This is a genomic window from Nonomuraea roseola (genome assembly GCF_039535395.1).
Lineage (GTDB): Bacteria > Actinomycetota > Actinomycetes > Streptosporangiales > Streptosporangiaceae > Nonomuraea > Nonomuraea roseola.
The window spans coordinates 191,613-209,458 of the sequence record NZ_BAAAXC010000004.1 but is presented as its reverse complement, the minus strand read 5'-3'; the positions used below and the strand labels follow the sequence as shown (position 1 = coordinate 209,458).

The window sequence follows — 17,846 nt, the reverse complement described above, 5'->3', positions numbered from 1 at the left end:
TCTTCTCTAAACATCTGATGTCTGATTATTCTAGTCCGGAGTTCTCCTCAGATTAAGGGGATCACCTCCCATGGACTCCGTGCTGTTCACCAATATCCGCCCACACGACCTGCTGGTCGTCGACGGCCGCATCGCCGACCCCTCGACGAGGCCGGAGAACACCGTGATCGTCGACGGCGGTGGCGCGCTCGCGCTGCCCGCCCCCGTCGACGCGCACATCCATCCCGACAAGACGACGTGGGGCCACACCTGGCTCAGCCGTACGCCCGCCTCGACCCTGCGAGACCTGATCGAGGGCGAGGTGAAGGCGCGGGCAGGCATGACGGCCTCCGTGGCCGAGCGGGCGGGGGCGCTGATGGACAGCGCCGTCGCCAGGGGCACCCGGGCCTGGCGCGCCCACGTGGACGTGGCCCCCGAGTACGGCCTGGCCAACGTGCACGGCGTGCGGGAGGCCGCCGAGGCCCGCAGACACCTGCTCGACGTGCAGATCGTCGCCTTCCCACAGCTCGGCCTGCTCACCCGCCCCGGAACCGCCGAGCTGATGGAGCGTTCCCTCGGCGAGGGCGCCGACGTCATCGGCGGCCTCGACCCGCTCGGTATCGACGGCGACCTGAACGGCCACCTCGACGTGCTGTTCGGCCTCGCCGAGCGGTCCGGCGCACCGCTCGACATCCACCTGCACGACGGCGGCGAGCAGGGCCTCGCGCAGGTGAGGGAGATCGCCCGCCGCGCCGCGGGCACGCGCGTGACGATCAGCCACGCCTTCTGCCTGGCCGAGGCGCGCGAGCTCGACGACCTGCTGGCCGAGTCGAACGTGGCGCTGACCACCTGCGCGCTCGGCGCCGACCCCGTGCTGCCCGTCGGCCCGCTCACCGCGGCCGGCGTGCTGCTGGCCGCCGGCTCCGACGGCGTGCGCGACCCGTGGACGCCGTTCGGCGACGGCGACATGATCGCGCGGGCGCACCTGCTCGCCTACCGCACCGACGCCAGGACCGACGAGGAACTGGCCGCCTGTTACGCGGTCGCGGCGCACGGGGGCGCCGAGCTCCTCGGCCTCGAACGGGTCGATCTGAAGGCCGGGGACCCGGCCGACTTCGTGCTGGTGCCCGCCGCCTCGCTCGCCGAGGCCGTCGTGGACCGGCCCGCCCCTCTGCTCGTCGTCCGAGGCGGGGCCGTGATCGCCCGCGAAGGACGCCTTCTCGAAAGGTCCCCCCGATGATCCGTCGTGCCGTACCCCTCGCAGGGCTGGCCCTCGCCCTCGCCGCCTGCGGCGCAGGGCCCCAGACCCAGCAGGCCCCCGCCTCCGCCGCGCCGGTCGCCCTCGACCTGAAGACCTCCACCGCCGCGGCGGCCAAGGGTCTGGACAAGGTCACCTGGAACCTGCCATATGAGCCGCAGACGCTCGACCCGATCAGGTCGTTCAACTACGCGGAGAACACCGCGCTGGCCAACATGTGCGAGAGCCTGCTGCGCCTCACCCCCGACTTCACGATCGAGCCGGGCCTCGCCGAGAAGGCCGACAACCCGACGCCCACGACGTGGGTCTACACCATCCGCGAGGGCGTGACGTTCTGGGACGGCAAGCCGCTGACCGCGCAGGACGTCGCCGCCAGCCTGAAGCGGCACCTCGATCCCGCGCTCGGCACCTGGTGGAGCGACTACTTCTCCACCGTCGAGAAGGTCGAGGCGACCGGGCCGATGCAGGTCACGGTCACCCTGAAGCAGGCCGACGTGCTGTTCAACCAGGCGATGGCGACGGCGGCAGGCGCGATCGTGTCCAAGGAGTACGCCGCCAAGAAGGACCTCGGCTCCCCCACGGGCGGCCTGATGTGCACCGGCCCCTTCGAGTTCGGCGCGTGGAAGTCGGGCGACTCGCTGTCGATCGTCCGCAACGACGACTACTGGGACAAGGCGCTGACCGCCAAGTCCAAGGAGATCGTCTTCCGCTTCATCGCCGACGAGACGACCGCGGTCAACGCGCTGCGCTCGGGCGAGGTGGACGGGCAGTACTTCTACCTGCCGCCCGCGGGCCTGGCCCAGCTGCGGGAGTCCACGACGGGCTCGGTCACGCTGGGCAAGTCTCTGACGTTCTGGACCCTGCTCAGCGCCGCCAAGGACGGCCCCTACGCCGACCCGAAGGTGCGGCAGGCGCTCTCGCTGGCCCTCGACAGGGCGGCCATCTCCAAGGTCGTCTTCCAGGGCACCGCCGCCCCGCAGCGCACGCTGGCCGGCGCGGAGTACTGGGGCTACGAGCGCGCCACCTTCGAGAAGGCCTACCAGGCGCTGCCGCAGGAGACGCAGGACCTGGCCAAGGCCAAGCAGCTGCTCACCGAGGCGGGCTCGCCCACCGAGCCGATCACGATCGCCATCCAGGGCAGCGCGGCCACCCACGAGCAGACCGCCAACCTCATCAAGGCCACAGGCGAGGCGCTCGGCCTGAAGATCGACATCAAGGTCGTCCCCGTCGAGCAGTACGGCAACCTCTACTCCGACCCGAAGGCGCGCGAGGGCGTCGACGCCTTCTTCTCCACCTGGTACGGCAACGTGCCCGACCCGCTCGACATCTACACGGTCTTCCAGGCGGGCGGCCGCACCAACTTCAACGGCTACCCCGCGGTCGACGCCGACATCAAGAAGGCCCGCGCCGAGGCCGACCCGGCCGCCAGGGCCGCCCTCGTCACCGGCATCCAGGACAAGGTCACCCGCGACGTGGCCTGGATGCCGCTGAACAACCTGCCTGTCATCCTCTACATGAGCGACCGCGTCACCGGCGCCGTGCCGTCCTTCCCCTACCTGTACTACCCGTGGGCCGTGGGGCTGGGCGCGAAGTGAGCTTCCTGCTGAAGCGGCTGGCGGGCCTGGCCGTGGTGCTGCTGGTGGCCTCCTTCCTGGTGTACGGCCTGCTGTACCTGGTGCCTGGCGGCCCGATGGCCTTCCTGCTCGGCAACAGGAGCGGCACGCCCGAGCAGGTCGCCGCCATCAGGGCGCAGTACCACCTGGACGACCCGTTCCTGCTGCGCTACCTCTCGTGGCTGGGCGACGCGCTGACCGGTGACTTCGGCAGCTCGCTGGTCTATCGGCAGGAGGTGGCCGCGCTCATCGGCTCGAGGGTGGCCACCACCGTCCTGCTGGTCGGCTACGCGACCGTGCTGATCTCGGCGGGCGGCATCGCCATGGGCCTGCTGGCCGGGCTGCGCGGCGGCAGGCTGGACACCGCGATCGGGGTGCTGTCCTCGCTGTTCCTGGCCACGCCGCCGTTCGTGGTCGGGGTGCTGCTGGCGATCGTGTTCTCGGTGGGGCTCGGCTGGTTCCCCGTCTTCGGACCGGGCGAGGGCCTGCTCGACAGGCTCTACCACCTGACGCTGCCCGCGATCACGCTGAGCCTGGCCAGCGCCGCGTTCCTGGCCCGCATCACCCGCGCCTCGGTGCGGGAGGAGCTGAACCGGGAGCACGTGGAGACGGCCCGCGCCCGCGGCTTCGGCGAGCGTCACATCGTCCGCCGCCACGTGCTGCGCAACGCCTCGATCCCGGTGGTCACGGTCACCGGGCTCAACATCGCGGGACTGATCGCGGGCTCCGTCGTGGTGGAGAACATCTTCGCCCTCGACGGCCTCGGCTCGCTGTTCGTCCGGGCGATCCTCCAGCGCGACTTCGCCATCGTCCAGGCCGTGGTGCTCGTTCTGGTGACCGCGTTCGTCCTGATCAACCTTCTGGTGGACCTGTGCTACTCAGCTCTCGATCCGCGCCTGTCGCGGTGAGCCGCCTGGGCGGTCTCGGCACGGCGGCAGCCGCGCTGCTGGCCGTCGTGGCGGTGACCACGCTGGCCGCTCCGCTGCTGGCGCCCTACGATCCCGACTTCCCCGACCTGCTCAGCGCGCTGGCGGGCAGCTCCTCCTCGCATCCGCTCGGGGCCGACGCGCTCGGCCGCGACGTGCTGTCCAGACTCATGTACGGCGCGCGGACCACGCTGCTCGGCCCCGCGCTCGTCATCTGCGTCTCCAGCGTGGTGGGCACCGCGCTGGCGATCACCGCGGCGTGGGCGGGCGGCCGCGTGGACGCCGTCATCTCGCGCGTGCTCGACGTGCTGTTCGCGGTGCCCGGCATCGTGTTCGCCCTGATCACCGTGGCGGTGCTCGGTCCCGGCATCCCCGGCGTGGTGGCGGGGCTGGCCGTGGCGTACACGCCGTACGTGGCGAGGGTGGTGCGCTCGGCGGCGCTGCGGGAGCGCAGCCTGCCGTACGTCGCCGCCGCGTGGGTGCAGGGCCGCTCGGCCTTCGCCATCTGCGTGCGGCACCTGCTGCCCAACCTGCGGCCGATCATCGTCGCGCAGTCGGTGTCGGCGCTCGGGTTCGCGGTGATCGACGTGGCCGCGATCTCCTTCCTCGGGCTCGGCGTGCAGCCGCCCGCCGCCGACTGGGGGCTGATGGTGAAGAGCGGGTTCGACAGCGCCATGCGCGGCCAGCCGCTGGAGGCGATCTCGGCAGGGGTGCTCATCGCCCTGGTCGTCGCGTCGGTGAGCGTGCTCGGCGACCGTCTGGGGAGGACCGTATGAGCCTGCTGACGATCTCCGGGCTCGCGCTCGCCGTCCCTTCGGCAAGCGAGTGGCGCACGCTGGTCGAGGAGGTCGACCTGACGATCGGCGCCGGCGAGGCCGTGGGCCTGGTCGGGGAGTCGGGGTCGGGCAAGTCGATGACGGCTCGCGCGGTGCTGGGGCTCACGCCTCCGGGCGCGCGGGTCAGCGGCAGCATCGTCTTCGACGGCGCCGAGGTCACCTCGCTGGGCGCCAAGGAGCTGCGCGCGCTCAGGGCCAGGCGCATCGGCATGATCTTCCAGGACCCGAGGGCGCACATCAATCCGGTGCGCAGCGTGGGCGACTTCCTGACCGAGGCCATGGTGGCCAACCTGGGCCTGCCCGCCCGCGATGCCGCCGCCAGGGCCGTACGGCTGCTGGCGGAGGTGGGCATCGGCGACGGGGCGCGGCGGCTGCGGCAGTACCCGCACGAGCTGTCCGGCGGCCTGCTGCAGCGGGTGATGATCGCCTCTGTGCTCGCGCTCGAACCCGACCTGATCCTGGCCGACGAGCCGACGACCGCCCTCGACGTGACCACGCAGTCGGAGGTCATGGCGATCCTCGACGAGCTGCGGCGCGAGCGGGGCATGGCGATGCTGCTGATCACGCACGACCTGGAGCTGGCGGCGGCGACGTGCGACAGGCTCGCGGTGATGTACGCGGGCAGGATCGTCGAGGCGCGGGAGGCGGGCTCGCTCACCGCCGCGCCCCTGCACCCCTACACCAGCGGTCTGCTCCTGTCGCGCCCCCGGCTGGAGGAGACCGTCCACCGCCTGCCGGTCATCCCCGGAAGGCCGGTGGCCGCCTTCGAGGCCGACCCTGGCTGCGCCTTCGCCCCGCGCTGCGCGCACGCGCTGCCCGCGTGCGGTGAGGCGCGGCCGGTCTTCGACGGCACCGTCGCCTGCACCCGCTCGGCCGAGCTGACCCTCCAGGGGGAGTCATGACCGTCATCCAGGCCGAACGGCTGCGCAAGGTCTACGGCGAGGCCGTGGCGGTGGAGGAGGTGTCGTTCACCGTCGAGGAGGGCGAGTCCCTGGCGATCGTGGGCGAGTCCGGTTCGGGCAAGACCACGGTCGCCAGGATGCTGCTCGGTCTGGAGACCCCCACGAGCGGGACGATCACCGTCTGCGGCCGCCCGCGCGCGGCGGGCAGGGTCTCCTCCAAGGAGCGGCGCAGGCGTGCCAGGGAGATCCAGATCGTCTTCCAGGACCCCTACTCCTCGCTGGACAAGCTGCAGCGGATCGGCGACGTGATCGCCACCAGCCTGTCGCTGCACTTCTCCCTCACCCCCGCCGAGCTGCGCAGGCGCACGCTCGAGCTGCTGGAGTCGGTCGGTCTGGCCGAGCGGCACGCCGCCATGCTGCCCAAGCAGTTGTCGGGCGGGCAGCGGCAGCGGGTGGCCATCGCCCGCGCGATCGCCGTCGAGCCGCGCGTGCTGGTGCTCGACGAGGCGGTGGCCGCGCTCGACGTCTCGATCCAGGCGCAGATCCTCAACCTGCTGGCCGACCTGCGCGCGCCGGGCGGCATGAGCTACATCTTCATCTCGCACGACCTGGCCGTCGTCAACCAGATCAGCGACAGCGCCATCGTCATGCACAGGGGCGCGGTCGTGGAGCGGGGGCCCACCGCGGACCTGCTGCGCGAACCCCGGGAGGACTACACCAGGGCCCTCCTGGCCGCGGTCCCCAGGCCAGGCTGGAAACCATCTCGGAGAGTCACGTGAGCACCACTGTTGTCAGAGCGTCGTACGTCATCGGCTTCGACGGCGCCGACCACGTCGTCCACCGCGACGGCTGCGTCGTCTACGCGGGCGACTCGATCGTCCATGTCGGTTCCTCCTACGACGGGCCCGCCGACGAGGTGATCGACGCGGGCGAGGCGATCGTCGGGCCCGGCTTCATCGACCTCGACGCGCTGTCCGACATCGACCACGCTCTCATCGACACCTGGCACGCCTCCTCCGACGGGCTGAACTGGTCGGCCGAGTACGCCGCCGGGCGCAGGGCCGCCGTCTTCCCGCTGGAGGAGACGCTGTTCATGCGGGAGTACGCGCTCACCCAGCTGATCCGCAACGGCATCACCACCGCGATGCCGATCGCGGCCGAGACACACAGCGCGTGGGCGGAGTCGTACGAGGAGTTCGCCGGCGTCGCCGAGATCGCGGGACGGCTCGGCCTGCGCATGTACCTCGGCCCCAGCTACCGCTCAGGCGTCCCGGTGGTCAGGGACGGCGCTCGCGACGTGCACTGGGAGCCCGAGCTCGGGGAGAAGGGGCTGGCCGAGGCGGTCAGGTTCGTCCGCGACTTCGACGGCGCCTACGACGGCAGGCTGCGCGGCGCGCTGCTGCCTTGCAGGATCGAGACCGTCACCCTCGACCTGATGCGCGCCACCGCGCGCGCCGCCGAGGAGCTCGACTGCCTGGTGCGCCTGCACTGCATGCAGGGGCTGTCGGAGCTGCGGCTGCTGCGGGAGTGGTACGGCAGGCACCCGCTCGACGTGCTGGAGTCGGTGGGACTGCTCGGCCCCAGGCTGCTCATACCGCACGCCCTCTACCTCGGCTCGCCCGACACGCCTTTCGAGGGCTCACCCGACCGGCTCGCCGCGCTGGCCGGCATCGTGCACTGCCCGCTGACCACCGTCAGGTACGGCGACGCGCTCCAGGACTTCGACCGCTACCGGGCGGCAGGGGTGAACGTGGCGCTGGGCACCGACTCCTTCCCGCCCGACATGATCCGCAACATGGACTACGGCAACAACCTGGCCAAGCTCGTCACCGGGCGGCTGGAGGCCGGCTCGGCCGCCGACTACTACCGTGCCGCCACGCTGTCGGGCGCGCGGGCGCTCGGCCGCGACGACCTGGGCAGGCTGGCGCCGGGAGCGAAGGCGGACCTGGTCGTGGTGGACCTGGCGGGCCCGCGCACCGGTCCCGTCGACGACCCGATCAGAACCCTGCTGATGAACTGCTCGGGCGCCGACGTGACGACCGTGGTGATCGACGGCAGGGTCGTGATGCGCGACAGGGTGATCCCCGGCGTGGACGAGACGGCCTTCAGGGCGCGGGCCCAGGCGTACTTCACCCGGATGAAGGCCGCCTACTCGGCGCGCGACCACCTGCGCAGGCCGGTGGAGGAGCTGTTCCCTCCCTCATTTCGGCCGGCGTGAGGGTTTCGGTCCGAAACCCTGTGGCCAGGTGGTCCGTAAGCCTATGATCTTGCCCGTTGTCACGCGGTATGTCATGACATATCGCTACATGAAGGGCACGATGAGTATGCGCCTACGCGCGATCACCCTGTTATTGATCATCCTGGGAAGCACCGCCGCGGCGGTCACCCCCGCTGTCGCGGAGGCGGAGAAGACCGTCTCCTTCGCCTCCGCCGAGGACAGCTACGTCAGCCAGGCAGGTCCGGGAAAGACGCACCACACCGTCACCTGGCTGTCGGTCTGCACCACGCCGTGCGACGGGGCCGCCGCCTCCGAGCGCGGCGCCTTCGTCCGCTTCGACGTCAAGGACGTGCCGGCCAACGCCGTCAACGTCACGATGACCCTCGACGTGCAGTCGGTCAGGACCACCGACACCACGCTGGAGGTGCGCCCGGTCAAGGGCGAGTGGACCGCCGACACGCTCACGTTCGACAACCGCCCCGCTCTGGGCGAGGTGATCACCACCCACAAGGGCCTGACCGCGGGCGGCACGGTCAAGCTCGACGTGTCGTCGGCCTTCACCGGCAGCGGCACCTACGACTTCGCCCTCACCTCCCCATCGGGCGCCCACGGCGTGCTGCACTCCTCGCGCGCCACCTCGGGCCAGGGCCCCAAGCTGACGATCGGCTACGACACCGAGGCGGCCACCCCCGCGCCCGGCGGCCCGCTGCCCTTCGCCATGCCCTCGACCGCCACCCTGCGGGCCTCCGAGCGCAAGGTCTTCGCCCACTACTTCACGCCGTACCCGATCTCGCTGAACAACAGGGCGGGCGCCGACGACTACTACACCAAGCACTACCTGACCCCGACGGGCGAGAGCAACAAGCACATCGCCTACGGCGGCCTGCTGCGCGACCGGCCGATCCCGCGCGGCGTCCTGTCCGGCGACTGGCAGCTGGCCGACATGAAGCAGGAGATCGAGACCGCCGTCGAGGCCGGACTCGACGGCTTCACCGTGGACGTGCTCTCCCTCACCAGCGCCCACTGGGACAGGCTCAACACCCTGATCAAGGCGGCCGACGCCGTCGACCCCGGCTTCAAGATCGTGCTGATGCCCGACATGACGTCGCTGAAGACCGACGCGGCCACGCTGGCCGCCGCCATGGCCAAGCTCGCCACGGCCAAGTCGGTCTACCGCCTGCCGGACCGGCGCCTGGTGATCTCCCCGTTCAAGGCGGAGGGCCAGTCGGCCGCCTGGTGGACGAACTTCATGAAGATCATGAAGGACACCCACGGCATCACGGTCGCCTTCGTCCCCGTCTTCCTGAACTTCCCCTCCAACGCCGCGGCCTTCGCGCCGATCAGCTACGGCTTCTCCAACTGGGGCAACCGCAGCCCTGCGGGGCAGAGCGGCATCGCCTCGAACATCGCCAAGGCGCACGAGCTGAAGAAGATCTGGATGCAGCCGGTCTCCGTCCAGGACGAGCGTCCCAACCAGGGCATCTACGACGAAGCCAACAACACGGAGAACCTGCGCGTCACGTGGGAGAAGTCCATCTCGGGCGGCGCCGACTGGATCCAGCTGACCACCTGGAACGACTTCTCCGAAGGCACCCAGTTCGCGCCCTCGGTGCACAACGGCGGCGCCTACATGGACATCTCCTCCTACTACCTGACCTGGTGGAAGACCGGCAAGGCGCCGGCGATCACGCGTGACACGCTCTACCTGACGCACCGCACGCAGTTCGCCGCCGCCAGGCCGACGTCGGGCACGCAGACCAAGTTCATGCTCCCGCGCTCGGGCACCAACACCCCGCGCGACACGGTGGAGGTGCTGTCCTTCCTCACCCGTGCCGCCACGGTCAAGGCGAGCATCGGCGGGGTCGAGAAGACCTACGCGGGCCAGGCCGGGCTCCAGGCCAAGACCTTCCCCCTGGCGTACGGGGCGAACAAGGCGTCGGTGGGCGCCGTGACGGTCACCTCGCCCTGGCAGGTGAAGAAGGACTTCACCGTGCAGGACCTGCAGTACCACGCGGTGAGCAGCGGCAGGAAGTGAGCCTGGTGCGGGCTCCCCCAGGGGGCCCGCACCACCGGAGGAGCCCGGAGCCCCCTGACCAGGATTTCACCGGCGACTGACCCGTCCCACGTGTCATGAAAAATACGCTGGTGGGATCGCCGCTGGGGGTCGTCATGGTTCAGCTCATCCGGCGCGAGGTCGAGACGTTGCGGGAGGCGTGCGCAGGACGCGTGGTCACCTCGCACGACTCCGACTTCCACGTCATGCGCACGGTCTGGAACGGCGCCGTGGACCGCCACCCCGCCGTGATCGTCGCTGATCGGGTTCGGCATGAGCGCGCCGCCCGCGCCGTTCGTGCCCGAGCAGCACTGCTTCCGTCCAGGCCACGCCCTGATCCTGGCGGGCTTCGACGCGCCCGAGCGGCACGAGGCGCTGCTCGCGCGACTCAGAGCGGAGCGGGAGCCGCTGTTCGAGTTCGTCTCGCCGATGCCGTACACGCAGTTGCAGTCGATGCTGGACGAGAGCGCGCCGTGGGGCATCCTGGCCTACGACCCCGGCAACCTCTTCCACCTGAACGCCAACATCAGGCCCTAGCCAGGCGGTGACGGCGGCCCGGCCCGTACCGCGCGGCGGCTACCCGGTCACCGCCGGCTCCTCGCGGAGAACAGGCGCTGCAGGACGATGAAGACGAACAGCAACAGGCCGATGAAGATCTTGGTCCACCAGGAGCTGAGCGTGCCCTCGAAGCTGATGATCGTCTGGATCAGGCCCAGCACCAGCACGCCCAGCACGGTCCCGAACAGCAGCCCCGACCCGCCGGTCAGCAGGGTGCCGCCGATGACGACGGCGGCGATCGCGTCGAGCTCCATGCCGACGGCGTGCAGGCCGTACCCCGAGAGCATGTAGAACGACAGCAGCACCCCGCCCAGCGCCGAGCAGAACCCGCTGATCGTGTAGACGGCGATCTTCGTGCGGCCCACCGGCAGCCCCATGAGCAGCGCCGACTGCTCGCTGCCGCCGGTGGCGTAGACGGCCCTGCCGAGGCGCGTGTAGTGCAGCACGTACGCCGCCACGGCGACCACCGCCACCGCGACGACCACGCTGGGCGAGATCCACAGGTCGGCGAACAGGTCGATCCTGGTCTGCGCGAAGGCGGTGAAGGTCGCGTCCTCGATCGGGACGGACTCGGTGCCGATCGTGTAGCACAGGCCCCTGGCCAGGAACATGCCCGCCAGCGTCACGATGAACGGCTGGATGTCGAAGGCGTGGATGATGTAGCCCATCACCAGCCCGAGCCCCGAGCCGATCAGCAACACCAGCGGGACCACCACGTACGGCGGCCAGCCTGGCCCCGACATCAGGGTGGCGGCGATCATCGTGGACAGCGCGACCACCGACCCGACCGACAGGTCGATCCCGCCGGTGAGGATCACGAACGTCATCCCGACCGCGACCACCAGCAGGAAGGCGTTGTCGACGAAGACGTTGAGGATCACCTGGCCGCTGGCGAACCCCTCGTAGCGGATCCCGCCCGCCACGAACATCGCCGCGAACAGGCACCCGGTGACCAGCGCGGGCAGGTACCTCTGCCGCGAGGCGAGCGCGCTCATGCCGCCACCTCCTGGGCCGCCGCCGTACGGGCGCGGCGCTTGAAGACCTTCTCGCGGAAGGCCGCGGACTGGAGCAGGCAGACCACCGTCACCACCAGCGCCTTGAACAACAGCGTGGTCTCAGGCGGCACGCCGATCGAGTAGATCGTCGTAGTGAGCGTCTGGATGATGAGCGCGCCGAGCACCGTCCCCGCCAGCGAGAAGCGCCCGCCGGCCAGCGACGTGCCGCCGATCACGACGGCCAGGATGGCGTCGAGCTCGATCCACAGCCCCGCGTTGTTGCCGTCGGCGCTGGAGACGTTCGAGCTGATCATCAGCCCGGCGACGCCCGCGCACAGCGCCGCGAACGCGTAGACCATCACGATGATCCCGCGCGCCCTGATGCCGGCGAGCCTGCTGGCCTCCGCGTTCCCCCCGACCGCCTCGATCAGCATGCCCAGCGCGAGCCTGCGGGTCAGGAACGCCGTGACGGCAAGGACGGCCAGCACCAGCAGGATGCCGAACGGCACTGTCAGCAGGTAGCCGCCCCCGATGAGCTTGAAGGCGGGGTCGTTGACGGTGATGATCTGCCCGTCGGTGATCAGCTGGGCCAGCCCGCGCCCCGCGACCATGAGGATCAGGGTCGCGATGATGGGCTGGATGCCCGCGTTCGCGACCAGGAACCCGTTCCACGCGCCCAGCGCGACCGACAGGCCGAGCGCCAGCACGACGGCGGTGAACACACCTGCGTCCTGGCTGATCTGCAGGCAGGCCAGCGCCCCCGAGATCGCCACCACCGAGCCGACCGACAGATCGATGCCGCCGGTCGCGATGACCAGCGTCATGCCGAGCGCCACCAGGATCAGCGGCGCGCCGAACCGCAGAATGTCGATCAGGCTCCCGTACAGGTGCCCCTCCCGCACCTGGATCGCGAAGAAGCCCGGCGTGAAGAGCACGTTCACCGCCAGCAGCGCGGCCAGGATCACCAACGGCCAGAGCAGTCGTCGCATCAGGGCCGCCCTCCGCTCGCGATCGTCTCCATGAGCACCTCCGTGGTCAGTTCCTCGTCGTTGGGAAGCTGGGCGACGAGCCTGCGGTCGCGCAGCACGCCCACCTTGTGGCTGAGGCGCAGCACCTCCTCCAGCTCGGCGGAGATGAACAGCACCGCCATCCCGCCGTCGGACAGCTCCACCACCAGCCGCTGGATCTCGGCCTTCGCCCCGACGTCGATGCCGCGCGTGGGCTCGTCGAGGATGAGCAGTCTGGGCTCGAGGATCAGCCACCTGGCCAGCAGCACCTTCTGCTGGTTGCCGCCGCTGAGGTTGCGCACCAGGTGCTCGGGATGGGGCGGGCTGATCTTCAACGCCTTGATGTACTTCCCGACCAGCGCGTCCTGCTGCTCGCGCGGCACCGGCCTGGTCCACCCTCTGGTGGCCTGGAGCGCGAGGATGATGTTCTCCCTGACCGTGAGGTCGGGAACGAGGCCGTCCGCCTTCCTGTCCTCCGAGCAGAAGGCGATCCCGTGGCCCATCGCCGCGCGCGGCGTGCGCAGCGCGGCCGGCGTCCCGCCGACCGCGACCTCTCCCCCGCCCGCGTGGTCGGCCCCGAAGAGCAACCGCGCCACTTCGGTACGGCCCGAGCCGAGCAGCCCCGCGAGTCCGACGACCTCGCCCTCGTGAATGGTGAGAGTGAAGGGCTCGATCGCTCCAGGACGGCCCAGCTCGCGCGCCTCGACCAGCGGCGCGTCGAACCTCTTCGCCTCGCCGTGCAACCGCTCGAGCTCCTTGAGCTCCTGGCCGATCATCTTGCCGACCAGCTCCACCTGGGACAGCTCGCTGACCAGGTACTCGCCCACCCGCCTGCCGTTACGCAAGATCGTCATACGATCCGCGATCTCATAGATCTGATCCAGGAAGTGGGACACGAAGAGGATCGCGATGCCCTCGCCCTTGAGCGTCCGCATCACCTTGAACAGCTGCGCCACCTCACCCGCGTCCAGGCTGGAGGTCGGCTCGTCGAGAATAAGCACCCGCGCCTCGATGTCGACCGCGCGGGCGATGGCGACCATCTGCCGCACGGCCAGGGAGTAGGCCTCGAGCGGCGCCGAGACGTCCAGGTCGAGATCGAGCCTGGCGAGCAGTTCGGCGGCCCTGGCGCGCATCCGCTTCCAGTCGATGCGGCCCCTCTTCCTCGGCTCCCTGCCGATGAAGATGTTCTCGGCCACCGAGAGGTTCGTGCAGAGGTTGACCTCCTGGTAGACCGTGCTGATCCCGGCCCGCTGCGCTTCCAGCGGCCCGGCGAAGGCGACGGGGACGCCGTCGAGGTCGATGGTGCCGGTGTCGACGGGATGGACCCCGGTGAGCACCTTGATCAGGGTGGACTTCCCCGCGCCGTTCTCCCCCATCAGCGCGTGTACCTCGCCGGGCAGCAGCCGGAAGTCGACATCGTCCAGGGCCTTCACCCCGGGGAACTGTTTGCCGATGCCTTTCATGCGCAGGATCGGCTCGGGTACGGCCATCGCGGCGCCCCTCTCCTTGTCAACGGGGCACACCTAACGGCCCGCCCATCCGTCCATCGATCGCCCCACGGGAGCGACTTCCTCTCCATCAAGCGCCCCAGCCGCCCACCAGACGCTCTTTCGCCCCGACCTCGAAACCCGATCTCCCAGAGGCACCAGTTCGGCAGACACCGAACACCGGCCCTCCCCAGACACGGGACACCGACCCTCCCGGAGACACCGGGCCGTGACACCGGCCCTCCCGGAGACACCGGACCTCCCGCAGAAACCGGAGGTCTCGCACACACCGAACCTCCTGGAGACACCGGACGTCTCGCACACACCGGACCTCCTGAAGACGCCAGCCTCCGAGACACCCGACTCCTCGAGACACCAAGCCTCAGCAACAGCGCCACTGCGGCTTCCGAGACACGAGAACCGAGACACGAGAAACCGAGCTGCAGGAGCGGAAATTCAGGGTCCGAGCTTCTGGAGCGCCCGAGTACCGGGGTCAAGGGAAGGCCCCCTGGAGTCCCGGACTTCTGAACTGCTGGCCCCCAGGCTCAGGGCCCTAGATCCCGGGGCTCCCGAACTCCCGAACTCCCGGGCTCCCGAACTCCCGGACTCGTGGGCTCCCGGACTCGTGGGCTCCCGGACTCGTGGGCTCCCGGACTCGTGGGCTCCCGGACTCCAGAACCCCGGGCCTCGGAGACCCCGAGACCCTCGACCTCCGTGGCCCCGATATCCCGAGACCCAGAACCCTCGGGACCCCAGCCCCGGAACCCAGCGCCCCGGAACCCGCGCACCCAGACCCCGGAACCCCGTCGCCCCGGAACCTGCGACGCCCGGAACCCGGAATCTGCGACACCCGGGCCCGGAACCCGGGGCACCGGGAGACCGAGACCCCAGAACCGGGAGACCTGGGAGGCCGGGACCCCAGGAGGCCGGGAGACCGGAACCCCGGAACCCCAGGAGGCCGGAACCCCGAGAGACCCGGGAGACCGGGACCCCAGGAGGCCGAGACCCCAGGACCCCAGGAGGCCGAGACCCCAGGACCTCGGGACGCCGGGACCCCGGGAGACCGAGACCCCGGAGGCCGGGACCCAGTGAAGGGCCCAGGACTCTGGAGACCCAGGGGGTGCTTCACCCGGTCAGTACTTCCGGTTCGGCAGCGCGGTCTTCGCCTGCTCCTGCGTGAACGTCGTCTCCTCCGTCACCACGCGAGCCGGCACCGTCTCTCCCTTGACGACCTTCTTCGCCAGGTCCATCAGCTGCGGGCCGAGCAGCGGCGAGCACTCGACGATGTAGTTGATCTTCCCGTCGGCCAGCGCCTGCATGCCGTCCTTCACCGCGTCCACGGTGATGATCTTGATGTCCTTGCCCGGCACCTTCCCCGCGCCCTCGATGGCCTCGATCGCGCCCAGGCCCATGTCGTCGTTGTGCGCGTACAACACGTCGATGTCGGGGTTCGACTTCAGGAAGGCCTCCATGACCTCCTTGCCCTTCGCCCTGGTGAAGTCACCGGTCTGTGAGGCGATGACCTTGAACTTGGGGTCCGCGCCGATCACCTCGGCGAAGCCGGCCTTGCGGTCGTTGGCGGGTGCGGAGCCGGTGGTGCCCTGAAGTTCAACGATATTCACGGGATCTGTGGAATTGTTGAACGATTGGACGAGCCACTGGCCCGCCTTGCGACCTTCCTCGACGAAGTCGGAGCCGAGGAAGGTCTTGTAGAGCGCGGTGTCCTTGGAGTCCACCGCCCTGTCGGTGAGGATCACCGGGATCTTGGCGTCGCGCGCCTCCTTCAGCACGGTGTCCCAGCCCGACTCCACCACCGGCGAGAAGGCGATCACGTCCACCTTCTGCTGGATGTAGGAGCGGATGGCCTTGATCTGGTTCTCCTGCTTCTGCTGGGCGTCGGAGAACTTCAGCGTGATCCCGCTCTCCTTCGCCGCCTCCTGGACGGACTTGGTGTTGGCCGTACGCCATCCGCTCTCCGCGCCCACCTGGGAGAAGCCCATGGTGATCGAGCCGTCGTCCGAGCCTGACGCGCCGCCGGAGCCGCCTGAACCACACGAGGTGAGCGTGGCCGCCGTGAGCCCCGCGAGCACCAGGGCCGAGATCCTCTTCAACACGTTGGGGGGTGTCCTCTCTGATTGTTAGCGCTAACATTCGCATTCGCGACGTCGCGCCTCGCTCCTGATCCGGTACGACCACTACGCACTCCGTACCGGCCCTGCCACTTCATCCAGCCGAGCTACGGCGCCAGACCGTACCTCGCCTTGCCACCTGACCGATTCGCGTTACCGGTCAGGCCGTGCTGCACCGGTGCCTCCTGACTGGCACGCGCTACCAATCAGGCCCTGCTGCACCAACCGGCGCGTTTCGCGCTACCAACCAGGCTGTACCGCACCGGCGCCGCTGCCTCGTCTTGCGCTACCGGCCGAGTCCCACTTCGCTGTTGGCACCTGACCGGTCCGTGCTACCGGCCAGGGCCGTACTGCGCTGTTGCCTCCTGACCCGTATGCGCTACCAGCCAGGTTCTACTTCACCGGTTGGCCCGTTTCGTGCCGCCAATCGGGCCCTACCGCACAACACCGGTGCCACCTGCCGCGTCTCGCGCTACCAGCCAGGTCCTACTTCGCTGTTTCCACCTCACCGGTCCGCGTCACCGGCCAGGCCGTACAACACCGGCGCCTCCTGACTGGTACGCGCCACCAGTCAGGCCCTACCGCACCGGCCGGCCCGTCTCGCGCCACAACCAGGCCGTGCGTCTCACCGTTTCCTGGCCGGCACGAGCTGCCGGCCAGGCCGTAGCTTGTCGTTGCCTCCCGGCCGGGAGCGCGTCCCTGCCAGATGTCTCCGTCCTCCCGGCAACCCGGGTACGGCTACCGCCCCGCCGTACTCGCCCTCGCCACGAAGGAGGGAGACACCACGAGCCTTTCGCGCTCACCCGAGCCCCCGATCTGCCGCAGCAGCACCTCGATGCTCTGCCTGCCGACCGCGTCGAAATCCTGTCTGATGGTCGTGAGCGGCGGGGAGAAGAACTCCGACTCGGGGATGTCGTCGAAACCGACGACGCTCACCTGGTCGGGCACCCTCACCCCCCGCTCGGTGAACGCCCGCAGCACGCCCAACGCCATCTGGTCGTTGGCCACGAACACCGCGGTGACGTCCTTCATGTTCGCCAGGCTGCGCCCGGCCTCGTAGCCCGAGCGCGGGCTCCAGTCCCCGGCGAGCGGTTCGGGTCCGCCACGACCCGCCGCGGCCAGAGCCGCCCGCCATCCGGCCACCCGTCCCTCGGCCTCGAGCCAGTCGGACGGCCCGCGAACGTGCCAGACCGTCTCGTGCCCGAGCGACAGCAGGTGCTCGGTGGCGAGCCTGCCGCCCTCGACCTGGTCGACGCAGACGACGGGGACCCCGCCGGCCTGTCCGCCCTCGACGGCGACGGTCGGGATGCCGCCCGGCAGGTCGGTCAGCGCCGTGGCCGCCGAGCGCTGGGGCGCGACCACGACGATTCCGTCCACGCCCTGGTCGGCGAGGTAGTCGAGGGCGTCGAGCACCCCTTTCCTGTCGATCGATTTGAGGCTGACGATGCTGACGAAGTATCCGGCCGATCTGGCGGCTTGTTCGATGCCGTAGACCGTGCTGGCGGGGCCGTACAGGGTGGTGTCGAAGCTGACCACGCCGAGCGTCCTCGAATGCTTGGTGACCAGCGCGCGGGCGACGAGATTGCGGCGGTAGCCGAGCTTGCCGATGGCCGCGAGCACCCTGGCGCGGGTCTCTCCGCGCACGTTGGGGTGGTCGTTGAGCACCCGTGAGACCGTCTGGTGCGACACGCCCGCCTCCTTGGCCACATCGGCCATGACTGGCGGTCGGCGCGCATCGGTCGCTCCCACGGCTTGCTCCTTTCTTGTCTGGGCAAGACTGTGAGCGCTAACACTAGGGAGCGTCAAGGGTCTGCACGATTACGGTCCGGTCACACGAAACCTGCCGTTAACGCCCCTTGACGGCCGACCTGGCTGGCTCGTTAAC

Annotated in this window: 14 protein-coding genes; 9 read left to right on the top strand and 5 right to left on the bottom strand. The window is 69.9% G+C overall.

Annotated elements, in window-relative coordinates; translation table 11 throughout:
• Positions 1–70 precede the first annotated feature (70 nt).
• From ABFX55_RS01740 to ABFX55_RS01700, 9 genes are all read left to right on the top strand, one after another.
• On the top strand, positions 71–1,219 hold the full coding sequence (locus tag ABFX55_RS01740; RefSeq protein ID WP_346116912.1) for an amidohydrolase: 1,149 nt from the start codon (positions 71–73) through the stop codon (positions 1,217–1,219).
• On the top strand, positions 1,216–2,832 hold the full coding sequence (locus ABFX55_RS01735) for an ABC transporter substrate-binding protein (protein WP_346116910.1): 1,617 nt from the start codon (positions 1,216–1,218) through the stop codon (positions 2,830–2,832). Before ABFX55_RS01740 ends, ABFX55_RS01735 begins: the two co-directional genes overlap by 4 nt.
• Complete coding sequence (locus ABFX55_RS01730; RefSeq protein WP_346116908.1) at positions 2,829–3,758, top strand: ABC transporter permease; 930 nt, start codon at positions 2,829–2,831, stop codon at positions 3,756–3,758. The genes ABFX55_RS01735 and ABFX55_RS01730 overlap by 4 nt, the downstream gene beginning before the upstream one ends.
• Positions 3,755–4,552 carry an ABC transporter permease gene (locus ABFX55_RS01725; RefSeq protein WP_183646691.1) on the top strand — a complete coding sequence of 266 codons (798 nt, stop codon included), beginning with the start codon at positions 3,755–3,757 and terminating at the stop codon, positions 4,550–4,552. The genes ABFX55_RS01730 and ABFX55_RS01725 overlap by 4 nt, the downstream gene beginning before the upstream one ends.
• On the top strand, positions 4,549–5,514 hold the full coding sequence (locus ABFX55_RS01720; RefSeq protein ID WP_346116906.1) for an ABC transporter ATP-binding protein: 966 nt from the start codon (positions 4,549–4,551) through the stop codon (positions 5,512–5,514). The genes ABFX55_RS01725 and ABFX55_RS01720 overlap by 4 nt, the downstream gene beginning before the upstream one ends.
• Positions 5,511–6,293 (top strand): ABC transporter ATP-binding protein, encoded by a 783-nt coding sequence (locus ABFX55_RS01715; protein WP_346116904.1) that lies wholly within the window; start codon positions 5,511–5,513, stop codon positions 6,291–6,293. Before ABFX55_RS01720 ends, ABFX55_RS01715 begins: the two co-directional genes overlap by 4 nt.
• Positions 6,290–7,732, top strand: coding sequence for an amidohydrolase family protein (locus ABFX55_RS01710; protein WP_346116902.1), 1,443 nt, complete (start codon positions 6,290–6,292; stop codon positions 7,730–7,732). The genes ABFX55_RS01715 and ABFX55_RS01710 overlap by 4 nt, the downstream gene beginning before the upstream one ends.
• A 100-nt stretch (positions 7,733–7,832) precedes the next feature.
• On the top strand, positions 7,833–9,767 hold the full coding sequence (locus tag ABFX55_RS01705) for a glycoside hydrolase family 71 protein (RefSeq protein ID WP_346116900.1): 1,935 nt from the start codon (positions 7,833–7,835) through the stop codon (positions 9,765–9,767).
• A 291-nt stretch (positions 9,768–10,058) separates the two neighbouring features.
• Positions 10,059–10,322 (top strand): hypothetical protein, encoded by a 264-nt coding sequence (locus tag ABFX55_RS01700; RefSeq protein WP_346116898.1) that lies wholly within the window; start codon positions 10,059–10,061, stop codon positions 10,320–10,322.
• A gap of 47 nt (positions 10,323–10,369) precedes the next feature.
• On the opposite strand, the gene yjfF is transcribed toward ABFX55_RS01700, so the two are convergent.
• The 5 genes from yjfF to ABFX55_RS01675 all read right to left on the bottom strand — a co-directional run bounded on the left by yjfF (position 10,370) and on the right by ABFX55_RS01675 (position 17,677).
• Entirely contained in the window at positions 10,370–11,338 is a 969-nt protein-coding gene (yjfF, locus tag ABFX55_RS01695; RefSeq protein ID WP_346116896.1) for a galactofuranose ABC transporter, permease protein YjfF, read from the bottom strand.
• Positions 11,335–12,327 carry an ABC transporter permease gene (locus ABFX55_RS01690; protein WP_346116894.1) on the bottom strand — a complete coding sequence of 331 codons (993 nt, stop codon included), beginning with the start codon at positions 12,325–12,327 and terminating at the stop codon, positions 11,335–11,337. The genes yjfF and ABFX55_RS01690 overlap by 4 nt, the downstream gene beginning before the upstream one ends.
• Positions 12,327–13,835 carry a sugar ABC transporter ATP-binding protein gene (locus tag ABFX55_RS01685; protein ID WP_346116892.1) on the bottom strand — a complete coding sequence of 503 codons (1,509 nt, stop codon included), beginning with the start codon at positions 13,833–13,835 and terminating at the stop codon, positions 12,327–12,329. Before ABFX55_RS01685 ends, ABFX55_RS01690 begins: the two co-directional genes overlap by 1 nt.
• 1,130 nt (positions 13,836–14,965) lie before the next feature.
• Complete coding sequence (locus ABFX55_RS01680) at positions 14,966–15,946, bottom strand: ABC transporter substrate-binding protein (protein WP_346116890.1); 981 nt, start codon at positions 15,944–15,946, stop codon at positions 14,966–14,968.
• Between the two features lie 753 nt (positions 15,947–16,699).
• The gene (locus ABFX55_RS01675; protein ID WP_346117010.1) at positions 16,700–17,677 is read right to left on the bottom strand and encodes a LacI family DNA-binding transcriptional regulator; all 978 of its coding nucleotides are present in this window, start codon (positions 17,675–17,677) and stop codon (positions 16,700–16,702) included.
• Positions 17,678–17,846: the final 169 nt, after the last annotated feature.

Coding starts and splice junctions, on each gene's coding strand:
- ABFX55_RS01740 (WP_346116912.1), top strand. CDS start 71: ATGGACTCCGTGCTGTTCACCAATATCCGCCCACACGACCTGCTGGTC.
- ABFX55_RS01735 (WP_346116910.1), top strand. CDS start 1,216: ATGATCCGTCGTGCCGTACCCCTCGCAGGGCTGGCCCTCGCCCTCGCC.
- ABFX55_RS01720 (WP_346116906.1), top strand. CDS start 4,549: ATGAGCCTGCTGACGATCTCCGGGCTCGCGCTCGCCGTCCCTTCGGCA.
- ABFX55_RS01715 (WP_346116904.1), top strand. CDS start 5,511: ATGACCGTCATCCAGGCCGAACGGCTGCGCAAGGTCTACGGCGAGGCC.
- ABFX55_RS01705 (WP_346116900.1), top strand. CDS start 7,833: ATGAGTATGCGCCTACGCGCGATCACCCTGTTATTGATCATCCTGGGA.
- ABFX55_RS01700 (WP_346116898.1), top strand. CDS start 10,059: ATGAGCGCGCCGCCCGCGCCGTTCGTGCCCGAGCAGCACTGCTTCCGT.
- yjfF (WP_346116896.1), bottom strand. CDS start 11,338: ATGAGCGCGCTCGCCTCGCGGCAGAGGTACCTGCCCGCGCTGGTCACC.
- ABFX55_RS01690 (WP_346116894.1), bottom strand. CDS start 12,327: ATGCGACGACTGCTCTGGCCGTTGGTGATCCTGGCCGCGCTGCTGGCG.
- ABFX55_RS01685 (WP_346116892.1), bottom strand. CDS start 13,835: ATGGCCGTACCCGAGCCGATCCTGCGCATGAAAGGCATCGGCAAACAG.
- ABFX55_RS01675 (WP_346117010.1), bottom strand. CDS start 17,677: ATGGCCGATGTGGCCAAGGAGGCGGGCGTGTCGCACCAGACGGTCTCA.